The organism is Streptacidiphilus sp. PAMC 29251 (genome assembly GCF_054208735.2).
Genome location: NZ_CM135725.2, coordinates 5,912,543 through 5,927,008, shown reverse-complemented (window position 1 = coordinate 5,927,008; position 14,466 = coordinate 5,912,543). Strand labels below are relative to the sequence as shown.

Below are 14,466 nucleotides of genomic sequence, written 5' to 3'. Positions count from 1 at the left end.
CGCTCAGTGGTCAGCGGTCAGCGGTCAGCGGTCGACGAGGCCGGGTGCGGGTACGGGTGCGGGGGTGAGCCCGAGGTCGCGGTCCCGCACCAGCTCCGCCTCGCGGCGCACGAACCGCGCCCACATGAAGACCACGAAGCCCGCGAAGACGAACCACTGCAGGGTGTAGCCGAGGTTCTGGAACGCGCGCAGGGTCAGTCCGGCGCCGCCGGACGGCTGGTAGGTGGGGACCGGCGTCAGCGCGGCCGCGCCGCCGGCCCCGCTTCCGGCCCCGCTGTTTCCGGTCGCGCTGTCACCGTTGCCGCCGCCCGCGGTGCCCTTGTCCAGGGCGACCCAGCCGTCGTAGACGGAGTACGGCAGCAGGTTGACCAGGGTGCCCGGGCTGATCATGCCCACCTGCCCGGCGGGCAGCCCGCCGCTGCTGATGACCTCGGGTGTGCTGGCGTCCTCGGAGGTCTGCAGCCGTCCGTGCAGCTCGACCGTGCCGGTGGGTGCGGCCGGCACCGCGCTCGCCACGGCCGTCCAGCCCCTGACCACGGCGATCGGGAGGCCGCCGCCGGTCGGACGCAGCGGGGTGAGCACGAAGTAGCCGGACTTCCCGTTCACCGTGCGCTGCGGGACGAGCAGCTGGTGGGCGGTGTCGTAGCGGCCGGAGAAGGTGACCTCACGGCCGACGTCGGCCGCCGTCACGGTCTGCGCGTCCGGGCCCTTGAGCAGCGGGGCCAGCGCGACGGCCCGGTTCAGCTCCGCGGCCTGCGCGGCGGCGTGGCCGCCGGCGTGGCTGTGCAGCTCGAACCGGCTGAGCTGCCAGACGCCCAACCAGAGGCAGGCCGGCACGGCCAGGACGGCGAGCAGGTGGATGCCGAGCCAGCGGGGGGTGAGCAGAAACCGGTACACACGACCACGATGACTAGCGGTAGGGGTCGTCATGCCCTGTTGACCTGCATCTTCCGCTTCCCGTCGATCATCGTAAACCTCCTGGGGAGTCTCTGGGGAGACCCGAACGGCTCCGACACACCACCGAGGAGAGCGTCGATCGCCGCACGGCCCTTCGCCCCCGCAGTCGGGAGGAAGTGCGCGTAGTGCTCGAAAGTCACGGTAGACGACGAGTGCCCGAGCCAACGAGCCAGGGTCACCACCGACTCCCCCGCCTCCAGCTGGTGCGAGGCGTAGGTGTGACGCAGCACGTGGAAGCCGTCCCTGCGCGCCGCCTCGTACTCCCAGTGGTTGCCGCCCTCGCGCAGCGGCTTGATGACGCCGGCCTTCGCCAGGACCGGTTTCCACATGTCGACGTCCCAGGCGCGGGCCCGGATGGCGTTGTGCTGGGTGGTGTACAGCAGCAGGGCGTGCTCCCGCTGCTCGGTGGCGCCGGGCTTGAGCCAGGGCAGCCCGATCATGTGCGGCGGGTAGCGCTTCATGTGGTTGCGGATCTCGGCGGCGACCGAGTCGGGCATGTCGACCGACCTGGTCTTCCCGCCTTTCGGGAGCCGGTAGTACCGCTTGGTGACCTCGCACTGGACCTGGCGGCGCACGTGGATGACGCCGCGGGCGAAGTCGATGTCGTCCTCGGCCAGGCCGAACACCTCGCCCTGCCGCAGCCCGCAGCCGGCCCCGATGGCGACCGCGACCCGGTAGCGGGCGCTGATGCCGTTCAGGACTGCCAGGACCGTGGCGGCCGGCCAGGCCTCGCGCTTCTCCTGGGTGTCCTTCGGCGCGGACACGGTCTTGGACAGGACCGGGTTGCGGGCGATCCGCTTGTCCTCGATGGCGGTCTCGAAGATCGTCGACAGGGTGCTGAGGATGTCCGCGACGTAGGACGGTGCCAGGGGCCGGTTGGACAGGGTGACGATGAAGGCCCGGAGCATCGCGGCGTCGACCGCGCGCATCTCCTTGGCACCCAGCTCGCGGCGGATGTGGTTGAGCCGGTGGCCGATGACGCGCTGGCTGTTCGGTGAGCCCTTGATGCCGGGGACGAACTTGGTGCGGATGTAGTCGTCCATCAGGATCGTGCCGTCGCGCGGGTCGATGAACGTGCCCTGGGTGGACTCGTTCGAGGCCTTCGCCCACCAGGTCTTCGCGTCCTCCTTCTCGACGAAGGACCGGGCCCGGACGCCAGGAATGCCCGCGACTTTGTACCGCTTCGTCTTGGTGCCCCACCGGTCGGTCCGCTCACGCTTCTTCGTGACCGGATCCGGCCGCTTGTTCAGCCAACGGTCCTCGATGTAACCAGGCATCGCCCCTCCAGTAGGTCTAATTAGAAGGGTGGCGGCGTCAAACCGTCACCGCCCGACGTATCCGTTGGCTTCGAGTTACTCTTCAGGATCTGAAGAATTAGATTCTCAGCAATGAAGTCGGCGTTGTCTTCGACGTATTTTTTCATGACTTCCGGGGTCATATTCTTGACAAGGTAGCCCGGATCCACTCCCCACTCTGCCGCCATTGCAATCAGGCTATCGGAATATGGCGCGTTCTGTCCCGGCTCGTCACCGTCTGCCCCGGCCCAATGCTCTTCCGGGCGCAGCCAACCGATCTTGCCCGTGCTTGGATCCCAAGTTTGATCCCGCTTGGCCAAAATCGCCTGCACATCATCGACTACCAGGGACGAGTGGTGTAGAGGGACAGTGGCAGCCAGAAGGTCATATTCGGAGATCTGAACGACAGAAGCCCCTTCGACGAACTTTCCATGAAGAACAAATTTGAAGTCAATGTCACTACTAGTCGACGGTGGCATGAAGAAAAACGCAAGCGGCTGACGGAAGGTGATGCAGAAGTTAATCAGCTCATTGGCGTTGAATTCCCTCGTCCGGCCAGTCTTTACAGAACGCTCTGCCGCGCCGAGCGATGACGCAGTCCACGGCTTACCACTAACCTCTTGCAGTCTTCGCGCGGCCTCTTCTTGCGTCCAGCCTTCAAGCCTGCGGGCTCTATTGAGGTTCACGGAGACGAGGTTGTTGATGAGCATGGCGTATGTCCTACGGGATGCCTCCGTAGGAGGCGACTGCGGGTCGTCTTTCTTCTTTCCCATGCACCGAGTGTAGTCCCCAGGCCAACACCCGGGCAAGATGCACCTTGCCTAGAGGACGGATCACCTTGCCCCCAGGCCACATCTTCCCCTAACGTGTCACCCATGCAACTTGATCCGTCCTCTAGACCGGATCGCTCGCCCCTACGCGCAGTCCGTACTGCACGTGGGCTGACGCTGCGGACCGTAGCCCAACGCTCGGGCATCGACCCGGGTCATCTTTCGAAGGTCGAACGAGGGCAAAAGCAACTCTCAGTTGATGCCCTACACCGTGTCGCCGTAGTGCTGGAACTCCGCGAGCTGGCCAAGCTCCTCGCGCCGTACGTGGGAAGTAAGGAGGCCGCCTGATGGCTACCGCCATCGAACTCCCGGCCATCACCAGCGGCATGAAGACCGAGGTCAAGCCCGTCGTCCTCGACGTCTACGGGGCGGCGGCCTACGTCAACCGCACGGTCAAGGCCATGCGCAGGATGCGCGAGCGCCGCGTCGGCCCGGCCAGCTTCATCAGCGACGGCCGCGTCACGTACCGCGTCGCCGAACTCGACCGGCACCTCGCCAAGAACGAGGCCGCCGACTCCCGGTCGAACCCCGACCTGGACCCCACGCTCAAGCCCCCGGAGCCCCGGCGCACCCGCGCCAGCCGGCCCCGGAACGGCAACGGAGCCGGGATTGCCGTCCCGACTCCGCTTGCCAGCAGCACGCCCACCCACACCGGTACCCACCAGTAGATCGAGGCGCACCACCATGACCATGCTCTCACCCGCGGCAGTGTTGCCGCCCGCTGACCCGGCGCCAACGCCCGCCAGCACCACGACCACCCTCGCCCAGCAGATCGAGACCGTCCGGGCCGCACTGCCCCCGGCCTCGTTCACCTGCCGCTACGGCAGCACGTTCTGCGGCCTCGGCCAGAACCCCCACGAACCCTGCAGCTCCGGATGGATCAAGGTCACCGCGCCGGGAGAGCAGCACCCCGTCACGTGCCTGGAACTCGTCATCGAAAGCTACGAGGAGAACAAGCCCCCGATCCTCGCGCTCGCCGCCGACGGGAACAACGCCGTCGAGGTCACCCCCGCCCAGGCCCGCGCCGTCGTCGCCTCCGTCCTGGACCACCTCCCGCGGATGCTCACCATGATCGACCAGTACGACGCGATCATCGCCGAGGTGTCGCCGTGACCGTCACCCTGATCAAGCCGTACACCGAGGCCGAGCAGCACATGCTCTCCCTGTACCGCCAGCTGTGCGCCCAGGGCTGGACCGACCAGGACATCCACCGCACGCTCGACATCATCACGGCCGGCGGCCGCGCCGCGGCCTTCACCGCCTGGCGCGACACCGAGACCCGGCCCCACATCAAGAACATGCTGCAGGGCGCCATCGACTCCTTCGGAGGCGGCCAGTGACCGACTTCGACGCCCTCGCCGAGGACATGCTCGAACCCGGGCTCTACCAGAAGGTCATCGCCGAGTTCGACAAGCTCGCGAACAAGCCCGGCGCCAGCATCAACCTCGTCGGCCTGCGCGCCTGGGAGCAGCTTCCCGCGCAGCAGCGCAGCCGCGACTGGCCCCACGTCCTCGGTGTCTACGTCCTGCGGGTCATGGAGGAGGAGAACTCCAAGCGCACCGACCGCGAGGCCCGCGACACGACCCGGACCTACCTCGGGGACCACGACGTGGCCAGCCTGTCCGACTCGCTTCACTCGGTCCGGGAGTTCCTCGGCCACGGCATCGACGTGAACGTCAACGTCAACGCCGAAGCCCTGGCCAACGTCCTGGCCGAACTCGAACTCCTCCAGCACCGCGTCGCGATGCTCCGCAACCAGGACGGCGACCAGTGACCGAGGACGAAGAAGCCCGCTTCGAGCGGTCCGTGGACGACGACCGCGGCGCGTTCGCGGTGGCGTGGGTCGCAGCCCGGCAGCACCTCAGTCAGGACCCGCGGGTCAGGAACGTCACCGAGTACGGGTATGCCGCGTGGGAGCAGCTCACTGCGAGGCAGCGGTACTTCGCGTTCGAGGAGCTGTTCCAGAAGTACTTCCTGCACGTCCACGGCGAGGAGCGTGACCAGCGCCTCGTCCGGGACGTCGAGCTGGAGCACTCGTACCTGCAGGCCGACGACGTGCACTGGGTCCAGGACGCGTTCGGCGACACCGACGTGAGCGATGAGGACGCGGTCCTGCCCGGTGTCCTCGCCGGCCCGCTCCACCGCGTCCTGCTGGAGCTGGAGCTGCTGCAGTTCCGCGTCGCCACGACCGACCCGCCCACTGCCAGCGGCGACTGACCCCTGTTCTGCCGGGCGCTGGACACCCTTGCACCACTGCCAGCGCCCGGCCCCGCACGGCCCCAACGACCAGCACGCCAGAGCGGAGCACCATCTGTGAGCACTACCAGCGGCCGTCGCCTGGGTGTCGACGACCGCGACGACCCCGAGGGCGACACCGGGCCGTACGCGACCCGCGACACGTTCCACGCGCTGCTGTTCCCGATCGCGGAGTACATCGCCCTGCAGCCCTCGCCGAACTGCATGCGGGCCGCAGCACGCCGCATCGCCACTGCTGCTCTCCAGACCGGCGACAATCTCGCCGAGCAGGCCAAGGAGGCGAGCAGGTGACCACGACCGCCACCGCTCGCGCCGCGGCCGACCCGGACACCATCCGGGAGTACCTCAGCTTCTACGCCGGCCGCCCCGGACTGATCAGCATCTGCTCCGATGCCGACCGGTGGGTAGGACGGCGGTTTCAGACCGACGCCGCTGGCCTCAACTCTGCCATGGAATACGCCCTCCAACTCGATAAGCGCAGGCCCCAAGGCATCTATGTGCAGGTCACCACCCTGCGCGAAGCACCAGTCAGAGGCCGCGGCGGCGAAGACCTCGCGCACTGCCTCAGCTACATCTGGGCCGACGGCGACTACGGCACCATCGGCCACAAGCCCAGCCCCGATGACCTCCCCCACCCATCCGACGCCGACGACGCCCTGAAAGTCATCGCCGAGGCCATCCCGCTGCAGCCCACCGTGCTGTCGAACTCCGGTGGCGGTATCAACCCGGCCTACGCCATCACGCCCTACATCATCGGCGGCGACGCCGACCGGGCGCGGATCAAGAAGTTCACCACCGACTGGCAGGCCATCTTTGGCGCCGCCGCCTACCGGCTCGGCTTCACCTGGGACACCGAAGTCGGCAATCATGACCGGCTCACCCGGCTCATCGGCACGGTCAACGGCAAGGAAGAGCCGTTCCGGCAGACCAGCATCATCGGCGGCGGCGGCGAGATCTACGAACTCGACCAACTCATCGCAGTCGCGGAGCAGCTGGCCCCCGAAGCCCACGAGGTCCTGGCCCAGGCCGACCGGGAGAAGCGCACCCGCAAGGTAGCGCGGACCAAGCAGCCGATCCCGGCGCCACGGGCCGCGACAACCGTGCGCCTGCACTCCGGCGACGGGCCACTCGACGTCATCGCCGACACGCTGCGGTTCCGCGACGTCCTAGAGCCCGCCGGGTTCAACTACCGCGGCCTTCACAGCGACGGCCGCGAACAATGGCTCCGCTCCGCCGCCGGGGGCGACCCGAGCAGCGCCTACAGCCTGCTCTGCAACGACCACGTCGCCATCAACTGGTCCGAACGCTCCGACCTCCCCGTCGGCGCCCAGCGGTCCGGCGAGAAGCTCACCGTCGGCCGGATGTACGCGCTCCTCAACTACGGCGGTGACACCAGCGCGGCAGCGAAGGACATCCTGCGCGCCGCCGCCGGCAAGCCCACCCAGGGCGCCGCCGGATCGCTGCCCGTCATGGTGCTGACCGAAGTCAAGCGCCGCTGCATGAGTGAGGCCGTCCGTCCGCTGACCGGGCCCTCGTTCTCAGACGAAGACTGGACGGGCATGCAAGACCAGGTAGCCGCGGGCTCCGCCGAGGAGGGAGATGCTCCGATGCCGGAAGGCGGGGGAGCGGACTCCACTCCTGGGACTGGTGCACTTTCCGAAGATCGGCTACCTGAAACCTTCTGGAACGCCACGCATGCTCTCCTGCAGATTCGTCAGATGGCGCGCGCCCGGCGGACCTCACCCGACGCTGTCCTGCACGCCCTCCTTGCTCGCGTCGCAGCCATGGCGGACCCCACGGTCCGTGTCGACAACGGCATCCATCAGCCCGCCACTCTCTGCTGGTACTGCGGGCTGTTCGGCCCGTCCGGCAGCGGCAAGGGCCAAGCCGAGAACACCGCAGAAGAACTAACCCCCTTCCCCAGCATCGATCTTGCCTACATCGACATCTCCACCGGACAGGGCCTGATCGCCGCCTATCTCGACCTTGAGGCCGACCCCGACGACGACACCGGAAAGAAGAAGGTCCTCGTCCAGAAGAGGACCCGCGGCTACGCCCTTGCCACCGAAGGCAGCGTCCTCGATGCCATGGCGCAGATGTCCGCCGCGGCCACGCTCAACGGCGTCCTCTGCAAGGCCTGGATGAGCGAGCGCCAGGGCACCTCCAACGCCGAGGTCGAGCGGCGCCGCGCCCTACCCAAGGGTGCCTACACGCTGTCTATGTCCCTCGGTGTACAGGAGGAACCCGCTGCGAAGTTGTTGGAGATGGGCGCCATCGGCCTCCCGCAACGCCTCGCCTGGGCGCACGCGACGCTCGGTCCCGACACTCCGAAGGAGCGGCCGGCCAGGACAGGGCCAGTCACCGTCGCCACCCGGGGCGGCGAGGAAATCCCTGTCACCAACTGGGTGGCGTCCCTGCGCAACACCATCATCCCAGTCCCCGCTGAGGTCACGCAGGCACTCGACGACCTCGCACTGGAGATCTCCTTCGGCCGCGGCCAAGAATTCCCGTTGGACACACACGAGCCTCTGTGGCGGGTGAAGGGCGCCGCGCTGCTCGCTCTCCTGCACGGGCGCACAGTCATCACGGCGGACGACTGGGATATGGCCAAGGTGATGTGGCAGACGTCTCGGCGAGTTCGCGACAACGTGCAGGACGCTGCGAAGCGGCGCCTCCGGGTCGAGATGGATGCGCGGCGGGCGGAGGCCGTGCTGACGGCCGTGGAGTCGCAAGCTGCGGTGTACGAGACGGTGAACGGCGTACACCCGTCCGTCGTGAACGTCGCCAAGCGCGCCTACCGCTTCCTTGTCCGTCACGGCGACGAGGTCCCGGTACGCGACGTCAATCGGGCGTCCGTGGCGAAGACGGACCGCGACAGGTACCGGGCATCTGGGGCCGACGATCCGCTGTGGCCGACGGCGCTGCACTACGGGGTCGAGCAGGGCTGGCTAGTTCGCCTAGGCGATGGAGCGCTCTTGGGCGCCGGTTCGGCCGTACCGGAGTAGCCGTGACTACTGAGAGTGCTGTCGGAATGTCGGAATGTCGGAAACGAATCTTCCGACAGCGGCTCACGGCGAATGCGGACATTAACAAACAAAACGAGCTAGATGAGACTCACGAAACGCGCGAAACCCCAGGTCGTTCCGCGAACCACTGTCGGAAAGTCCGTTTCCGACACCCAAGCTTCCGACACCACAGAAAGTCACCCAAGGAGATCCCGTGCCCAAACAACTCACCGTCCACAACGCCACCGTGGCCACGGCCGCCTTCGAAGTGAAGACCTTCACCGTCTCGGGCAAGCAGGTCACCCTGGCCGTGTTCCGGCAGCTGAAGGAGGAAAGCGTCCTCGACTCCGAGGAGGCCCGGGTCCTCGGCAGTCCCTGGGGCGTCGTCAACTACCACCCCGACAAGTGCGCCGACAACCCCGAGCACATCCACGTGGTGTGGCAGAAGGGCGACGAGCTGAGGCGCTCCAACATCGGAGCCCCCGAAACCGCGTACTGGCGAATCCGGCTGGCCGGCCTCTACGCCGAGAAGTGCATCGCCGACGGCGCCGTCTCCATGTTCGGCAGAGACCGAGCCGACGACCTCAAGGTGTACGGCCGGCCGAACACCAGCGAGGACGGATTCGCGCGCTTCCGGCACGGCGGAATGACGTTCAGCGGAACGGTCCGGCGCCGGTACGTCAACTCCTTCCGGAGCAGCTGCAGCGACGAGGAGCGCGCGCCGCTGGTCACGGAGATGCGCGAAATCCTCGGCACCGATAGCACCCCGCGGGCCATCCTCGACCGCCTGCCGGTGACCCAGTACCGCGAGTCCTGGGCCGAAATGTCGGCGCTCCCGCAGCTCTTCATCGCGGTCTGAGGCAATGATGACCGACCCCGAAATCCCCACCATCGAACAGCTCCGCGACCTGGCCGACGCCCGCGTCCGGGAGCAGGTCCAGGCAGCCCAGCAGCGGTCGGCGAAGCAGGCCGAGACCCGAGCCACCTTCGCTGCTAGGCGTAACGCCGGAGTCCGCACCCGTAACACGGCCAAGGCCGTACGGCTCGGCCTGATCCAGTTCCACGACTCGAAGGAGAGCACCACCATGACCGAGACCGCCAAGACCATGAGCCCGCTCGACTTCACCACGCTCACCCCGGACAGCGAACTGCTCTGCCGCATCTGCCTCAGGCAGCCCGCGACGCTCGCCGTCAGCTTCACCAAGCGCATCAACGGCGACTTGACCGACAAGGACCTGTACGCCTGCACCAGCTGCGCTGAGCACCACGCCTACGCCTTCACCACCGACCTCATGGTCTTCGAGGCCGCCCTCGCACGGTACGTCGACACCAACGACACCAAGTGGGTGGACGAGCGTGCCGACGGCCTCGAAGTCGCCCGCCAGGCCTACGGGCGCATGCGCCTGTCCTGCGAGCCGCTCCTGATCGCCCTGGAGTTCAGCCGCGGCGAGATCGAGGCGGCCAAGGCCTCCATGACCGGCTTCGTCACCGGCACCGAAATGACGACCGTCCGCACCTCCCTCTGAGGGCGGCCGGGGCGGGCCTCCCCGTAAAGGCCCGCCCCGGGCCCGATCCTCACCAACCTGAAGGAGTGCAACCGTGAAGACCCCCGTCATCACCGCGTACGACACACCCCAGCAGCACGAATGCGCCCGGTGCGGCCACGACACCCACACCGACCACTACCTCGTCACCACCCAGGACGGCCCCCTCTGTGAGGACTGCGCCTACGACCTCCACGACGGCCTCGGAGACGTCGCCCACGGCCTCAGCCTCATCAAGTGGGCACTCCTGCACGAGATCGCCCAGGAGCAGCGCGGCACCGTCCAGCGGTACTGCGAGGAACTCGCCGAACTCGCCGGCCAGCTCCGCAGCGGCGCCACCGTCGTCTACCGCCAAGAGCCCGACGGCTCCCTGACGCTCGAACGCCCCGGCGGAACGGATCCGCACGACACCATCCGCCGGCATGTCATCAAGTCCGTCTGACCACCGAGGAGACCACCGCCATGGGCCAGCGTCCCGCCCGCAAGCCGATCGTCATCCTCCACTGCCCCGCCTGCCGGACCGCCCGCAAGTGCAGCCCCGTCGGATCCGCCACCGTCGCGGGCAAGCGCCGCGAAGTCGTCCAGTGCGGTGACCGCGACTGCCTCCTCGCCTGGGTACCCGCCCGGGAACACGTCCCCGCCGACGCCCCGCAGGCCGCCTGAGACGGCCCGCACGCCGCCCCAACGAGGAACGCCGCACCGAAGCACTTCCGCACCACGGAACGGAACCCCGATGACCACACCCCAGGCCCCGACCAGATGGCCCGCCGGACAGCGCCCCTACCTCCTGCGCCACCACTACTCCGACTACGACACCGAGCCGCCGTCACCCGCCGGGACCGTCATCACGCTCCCCGACCGGATCGTCGTCTACTACACCGGCAACCCCTTCGACCTCGACCAAGAAGCCGTCGACCGCCTCGCCGAACCGCTCCGGTCCGCCCGCACCATCGAACTCGTCGGACCCTCTGAGGCCACCAGGGCAGCCAAACGCGCCATCAGCGACAGCTGGGCCGCCGCCAACAGGACCCGGCCCCCTACCGCCCACCAGGCCCCGGCGACCCCCCGGTCGCCCGCTGCGGGCAACCCACCCGCGAACGCACCCCCTGCCGGCTACGCGCCGGATGGGGAGCGGACCCCGGCGAAACCCGATGCGCCTACCACGGCGGCGCCACCACCCAGCAGGAACAGGCACTGCGGCAACTCGCCGAAAGCACCCGCCTCATCGGACAACTCGCCCGCCGCGACACAGACCAGACCCAGCGCCAGCAACTGGAACTCGCGATCGGACTGCACCGGCTCCTCCTCGCGGCCCTGGCCCGACGCCGGCACCGGTAGGTACCCGTAGTCGGCACCGCTCCACAGGTACCCGCAGCCGCCTCGTCCGCCACCCGCACCTCACCACCGCGAAGGACCGCACGATGAACGTTGAACGACCGGTGTGCCGGCGCTGCCACCGACCCCTGCACGGGGCCCTGGCGGTCGCTGCCGGAGTCGGGGGGCGCTGTGCTCTGCTGGACCTGATCGAGGCCCGTGGCGGCACCGTGGGCACCTGCGGCCCTGGAGAGCGTGGCGGCGTCAGCAAGGCCCGTGCGGCGTCGGTCGCGTTGGTCACCGCCCTGGGCGCGGGCGTCGAGGTGTCCGTTGAGCGGCTCGTCGGGGACGCCGATCCGGTGGAGGTCGCCGCGGTCCTGGGATCGGCGCTGAGCGCCGCACTGAGGGCTTCCCTCGGCGAGGAGGGGCGCACCCGGCTGCTGGGCGAACTCGGCCTGCTGGCGGCCGGGGCGCAGCGGTGAGCGCCCCGTACCCGGGTGCGGGCCCCAGGGACGAGCGCCCGGCCCCGGTCCTGCTGCCGGACGGCGGTATCGCGATCGGTGCGGCCCTGTGTGCGGAGTTGGCCGCGGCGCTGGAGGAGTACCTCGTCCTGCTGCCCGCAGGTCGTCGCGGGGGCCGGTTGTCGCGTCCGGTGACGGCGGTGCTTTTGGCCTCGAAGGCCGCGGCGGTGCAGCACCAGGGGCGGCTGCACGCGGCGCGGGCTTTGGCTGCCCCAACGGTTGTGACACCTGAGGTTCTTGGGGCAGCCCAACTCGCCCGAGTATCAGGAGAGGAAGAGATCACGACCACCAAGGCCGCCGACATCGGCGGCTACAGCCCCGAGTGGTGGCGCCGGCTGGCAGTACGCGGAGACATCCGCGGACACCAGGTCGAGCGCGGCACCTGGCTGCTGAACCGGGCGGACGTGACCGCCTACGCGACCCGCCAGGAGACCGCCCGTGAGCACCGCCACCAGGACAGCACCGGACCTGAACGGCAAGCTGGCTGACGCCGCAGCGCAGGCCGAGCAGCTGCGTACCGAGCTGAACACCGCCGAGGCCGACCTCGCCCAGGCGCTGGAACGGCAGGACTACCCGGCGGCGGAGTCCGCCAAGGAGCGCACCGAGGCCGCGTGGCCGCACCTGGCGCTCGCCGAGGCCACGCGGACCGCCCTCACCGCAGCGCTGCACGCACTGGACGCGCACCGGCGCGACGCCCAGGCCGCCGCCTCCCAACTGGCCCGCGACGAGGCCGCCCAGCAGGCCGCGAACTCGTCCAGGGCCGCCGAGCAGGAAGCGCGCGAGAACAGTGAGCGTCACCTGGCTGAGGCCCTCGCCGGGATCGAGGCGGTCCGCGGCTCGCTGACGCTGGCAAAGCTCGCGGACCAGCAGGGCTACGCCGCCCGCCAGACCGCAGCACAGGCCCTCGCCGACCTGAACGGCACTGCTGCCGGGCCTGTCGTGGCACCGAGCTGGGCCGGTGCGCGTATCGACCGCAGCGAACTGCTGACCGCGATCCTGCGCGGCCGGGACCTCTGACCTGTGGGCGCGGTGGTGCGGGGCGTCAACGTCACCCGCTGCTGATCACCTCGCGCGGGATCGAAGGCCGGGGAGCAGCGGATACCTGACGGTCTCCTCCTACTGTCCTGATCCGACCTGCGCCCCCGCCACCGCGCCCACATCCAACACACCCACCAAGGAGACAGGCATGGCCCAGCAGCACACCGCGTTCAGCGAGACATCACACGACACCCACGCCCACGGCACCGGCCTGAGCGCAGAGGAGTTCGCCGGGCTGCGCCTGGCGGTCCTGGACGAGCTGTTCACCGGCCGCACCCGCCCCGGCCCGGCGGGCAAGCCCAAGGCGGCGAAGCTGAAGGCGGCGAAGCTGAAGGCTGCGAAGGCCCCGAAGGTCAAGGAGCGGGCGCGGATGGTCACCCGCCCGCTGGTGGCCGAGGCGGTCACTCCGCCGATGGGCACGGTGCCGGGCCCGGTGGACGCGGAGCCGCCCAAGCCGTGGGAGCTGTCCCCGCAGCAGCTGCGCGTCGAGATGGACGCCGCCCTGTGGCCCACCGACACCGCCGGCCACACCTGGGTACCACGGGCACCGGTCTCGCTCTCCGACTTCCTGCAGCACGGAATCTGAGCGCTGGCCCTTGCCCCGCCGCCCGGTATCCCCACCCGGATACCGGGCACCGCCACGTGACCACCCAGAAGGAAAAGACGATGACCACCACCATCAGGCAGCGCAGGATCCCGCCGCCCGAACTCGGCCAGATGCTCGGCAGGGCCAGGATGCGCGCCGACCTCCGCGGCAGGGAGGCCGCCCGGCTGGTCGGGATCAGCCGACAGTACTTGGTGCGCTTGGAGGTGGGGCAGCGGTCCCCGTCCGTCGCCGTCGCCGAGCAGTTGGCCGAGGTACTGCAGCTGACCGCCCATGAGCGCGCGGCACTGATGGCCGCCGCAGTGGCGAAACCGGTGGAGGAGTAGAGAGCGTGACGCGAACTCAACTCTTGACGCCCTGGGCGTCCGCAAACGAACGTCTACGGACATGGAGATCATGGAGATGTTCCCGCAGGACAACTCTGTAACGTAAGGCGTGTTCTGAAACTAAGTCACACATCCCCCGTTTGCGATACGTTAAGGGCATGCGAATCGGCTATGCGCGCGTCAGCACGCGCGACCAGCACCCCGAAGCCCAGGAAGACGCACTCCTCGCCGCAGGTTGCGATCAGGTCTTCGTCGACAAGATCACCGGAAAGCTCGCCAGCCGGCCCGAGCTCGACAAGGCCCTCATGGTCGCCCGCGACGGAGACCAGTTCGTCGTCACCAAGCTCGACCGACTCGGCCGCTCCCTGGCCAACCTGATCGACCTGTCCCGCACCTTCGACGAACGCGGCATCGACCTGGTCGTCCTCGACCAGGGCATCGACACGTCCACCGCAGTGGGCCGGATGTTCTTCCAGATCCTGGGAGCGATCTCCGAGTTCGAACACGCGCTGATGTCCGAACGCACCGTCGACGGGCTGGAAGCGGCCCGTGCCCGCGGTCGCAATGGCGGACGGAAGGCGAAGCTCACCGAGCGTCAGGCAGCGGACGCGCGACGGATGTACGAGGAGACCGGCGAGGACGGCAAGCGGAAGCACACCGTCGAAGAGATCGCCAAGGCCTACGGCGTTACCCGCCCCACCATCTACCGGCACCTCGCCAAGGAGACCACCAAGTGAGCTGGTGCCTGGCTGCAGCATGCCCGCAGGGGTGCAATG

Annotated in this window: 22 protein-coding genes; 19 read left to right on the top strand and 3 right to left on the bottom strand. The window is 68.7% G+C overall.

Translation table 11 applies throughout. The features are described from left to right. Positions 1-24: 24 nt before the first annotated feature. From ACXKR8_RS28265 to ACXKR8_RS28255, 3 genes are read right to left on the bottom strand one after another with little or no spacing between them, the layout of a single operon-like run. Complete coding sequence (locus tag ACXKR8_RS28265; protein WP_458267397.1) at positions 25-897, bottom strand: SURF1 family protein; 873 nt, start codon at positions 895-897, stop codon at positions 25-27. Between the two features lie 29 nt (positions 898-926). Further along, complete coding sequence (locus tag ACXKR8_RS28260) at positions 927-2,234, bottom strand: tyrosine-type recombinase/integrase (protein ID WP_458267396.1); 1,308 nt, start codon at positions 2,232-2,234, stop codon at positions 927-929. A gap of 20 nt (positions 2,235-2,254) precedes the next feature. Continuing rightward, the gene (locus ACXKR8_RS28255; RefSeq protein ID WP_458267395.1) at positions 2,255-2,962 is read right to left on the bottom strand and encodes a hypothetical protein; all 708 of its coding nucleotides are present in this window, start codon (positions 2,960-2,962) and stop codon (positions 2,255-2,257) included. A gap of 165 nt (positions 2,963-3,127) precedes the next feature. Between ACXKR8_RS28255 and ACXKR8_RS28250 the strand changes: the two genes are divergently transcribed. The 19 genes from ACXKR8_RS28250 (at position 3,128) to ACXKR8_RS28160 (ending at position 14,427) form a co-directional block, all read left to right on the top strand. Then, complete coding sequence (locus ACXKR8_RS28250) at positions 3,128-3,370, top strand: helix-turn-helix domain-containing protein (RefSeq protein WP_458267394.1); 243 nt, start codon at positions 3,128-3,130, stop codon at positions 3,368-3,370. Then, positions 3,370-3,750 carry a hypothetical protein gene (locus ACXKR8_RS28245; protein ID WP_458267393.1) on the top strand — a complete coding sequence of 127 codons (381 nt, stop codon included), beginning with the start codon at positions 3,370-3,372 and terminating at the stop codon, positions 3,748-3,750. Before ACXKR8_RS28250 ends, ACXKR8_RS28245 begins: the two co-directional genes overlap by 1 nt. A gap of 16 nt (positions 3,751-3,766) precedes the next feature. Further along, a complete protein-coding gene (locus ACXKR8_RS28240) occupies positions 3,767-4,195 on the top strand; it encodes a hypothetical protein (protein WP_458267392.1) in 429 nt (142 codons plus the stop codon). After that, entirely contained in the window at positions 4,192-4,422 is a 231-nt protein-coding gene (locus ACXKR8_RS28235) for a hypothetical protein (protein ID WP_458267391.1), read from the top strand. Before ACXKR8_RS28240 ends, ACXKR8_RS28235 begins: the two co-directional genes overlap by 4 nt. Further along, on the top strand, positions 4,419-4,856 hold the full coding sequence (locus tag ACXKR8_RS28230) for a hypothetical protein (RefSeq protein ID WP_458267390.1): 438 nt from the start codon (positions 4,419-4,421) through the stop codon (positions 4,854-4,856). The genes ACXKR8_RS28235 and ACXKR8_RS28230 overlap by 4 nt, the downstream gene beginning before the upstream one ends. Further along, complete coding sequence (locus tag ACXKR8_RS28225) at positions 4,853-5,299, top strand: hypothetical protein (protein WP_458267389.1); 447 nt, start codon at positions 4,853-4,855, stop codon at positions 5,297-5,299. The genes ACXKR8_RS28230 and ACXKR8_RS28225 overlap by 4 nt, the downstream gene beginning before the upstream one ends. A gap of 96 nt (positions 5,300-5,395) precedes the next feature. Beyond that, a complete protein-coding gene (locus ACXKR8_RS28220) occupies positions 5,396-5,629 on the top strand; it encodes a hypothetical protein (RefSeq protein ID WP_458267388.1) in 234 nt (77 codons plus the stop codon). Then, on the top strand, positions 5,626-8,343 hold the full coding sequence (locus ACXKR8_RS28215; RefSeq protein WP_458267387.1) for a hypothetical protein: 2,718 nt from the start codon (positions 5,626-5,628) through the stop codon (positions 8,341-8,343). Before ACXKR8_RS28220 ends, ACXKR8_RS28215 begins: the two co-directional genes overlap by 4 nt. Positions 8,344-8,557: 214 nt before the next feature. Next, on the top strand, positions 8,558-9,202 hold the full coding sequence (locus ACXKR8_RS28210; RefSeq protein ID WP_458267386.1) for a hypothetical protein: 645 nt from the start codon (positions 8,558-8,560) through the stop codon (positions 9,200-9,202). Between the two features lie 7 nt (positions 9,203-9,209). Beyond that, positions 9,210-9,869, top strand: coding sequence for a hypothetical protein (locus ACXKR8_RS28205; RefSeq protein WP_458267385.1), 660 nt, complete (start codon positions 9,210-9,212; stop codon positions 9,867-9,869). A 73-nt stretch (positions 9,870-9,942) separates the two neighbouring features. Further along, complete coding sequence (locus ACXKR8_RS28200; protein ID WP_458267384.1) at positions 9,943-10,329, top strand: hypothetical protein; 387 nt, start codon at positions 9,943-9,945, stop codon at positions 10,327-10,329. Positions 10,330-10,349: 20 nt separating this feature from the next. After that, positions 10,350-10,550 (top strand): hypothetical protein, encoded by a 201-nt coding sequence (locus tag ACXKR8_RS28195; protein WP_458267383.1) that lies wholly within the window; start codon positions 10,350-10,352, stop codon positions 10,548-10,550. Positions 10,551-10,620: 70 nt separating this feature from the next. Beyond that, positions 10,621-11,235 (top strand): hypothetical protein, encoded by a 615-nt coding sequence (locus tag ACXKR8_RS28190; RefSeq protein ID WP_462099889.1) that lies wholly within the window; start codon positions 10,621-10,623, stop codon positions 11,233-11,235. Positions 11,236-11,308: 73 nt separating this feature from the next. Beyond that, entirely contained in the window at positions 11,309-11,683 is a 375-nt protein-coding gene (locus ACXKR8_RS28185; protein WP_458267381.1) for a hypothetical protein, read from the top strand. Beyond that, positions 11,680-12,210 (top strand): hypothetical protein, encoded by a 531-nt coding sequence (locus ACXKR8_RS28180; RefSeq protein WP_458267380.1) that lies wholly within the window; start codon positions 11,680-11,682, stop codon positions 12,208-12,210. The genes ACXKR8_RS28185 and ACXKR8_RS28180 overlap by 4 nt, the downstream gene beginning before the upstream one ends. Beyond that, positions 12,161-12,739 (top strand): hypothetical protein, encoded by a 579-nt coding sequence (locus ACXKR8_RS28175; RefSeq protein ID WP_458267379.1) that lies wholly within the window; start codon positions 12,161-12,163, stop codon positions 12,737-12,739. The genes ACXKR8_RS28180 and ACXKR8_RS28175 overlap by 50 nt, the downstream gene beginning before the upstream one ends. Positions 12,740-12,908: 169 nt before the next feature. After that, a complete protein-coding gene (locus tag ACXKR8_RS28170) occupies positions 12,909-13,346 on the top strand; it encodes a hypothetical protein (protein ID WP_458267378.1) in 438 nt (145 codons plus the stop codon). Positions 13,347-13,426: 80 nt separating this feature from the next. Continuing rightward, positions 13,427-13,690 carry a helix-turn-helix domain-containing protein gene (locus ACXKR8_RS28165; RefSeq protein WP_458267377.1) on the top strand — a complete coding sequence of 88 codons (264 nt, stop codon included), beginning with the start codon at positions 13,427-13,429 and terminating at the stop codon, positions 13,688-13,690. A 158-nt stretch (positions 13,691-13,848) separates the two neighbouring features. After that, positions 13,849-14,427, top strand: a complete 579-nt coding sequence (locus ACXKR8_RS28160) for a recombinase family protein (RefSeq protein WP_458267376.1) — start codon at positions 13,849-13,851, stop codon at positions 14,425-14,427. The last annotated feature ends 39 nt before the right edge of the window (positions 14,428-14,466 follow it).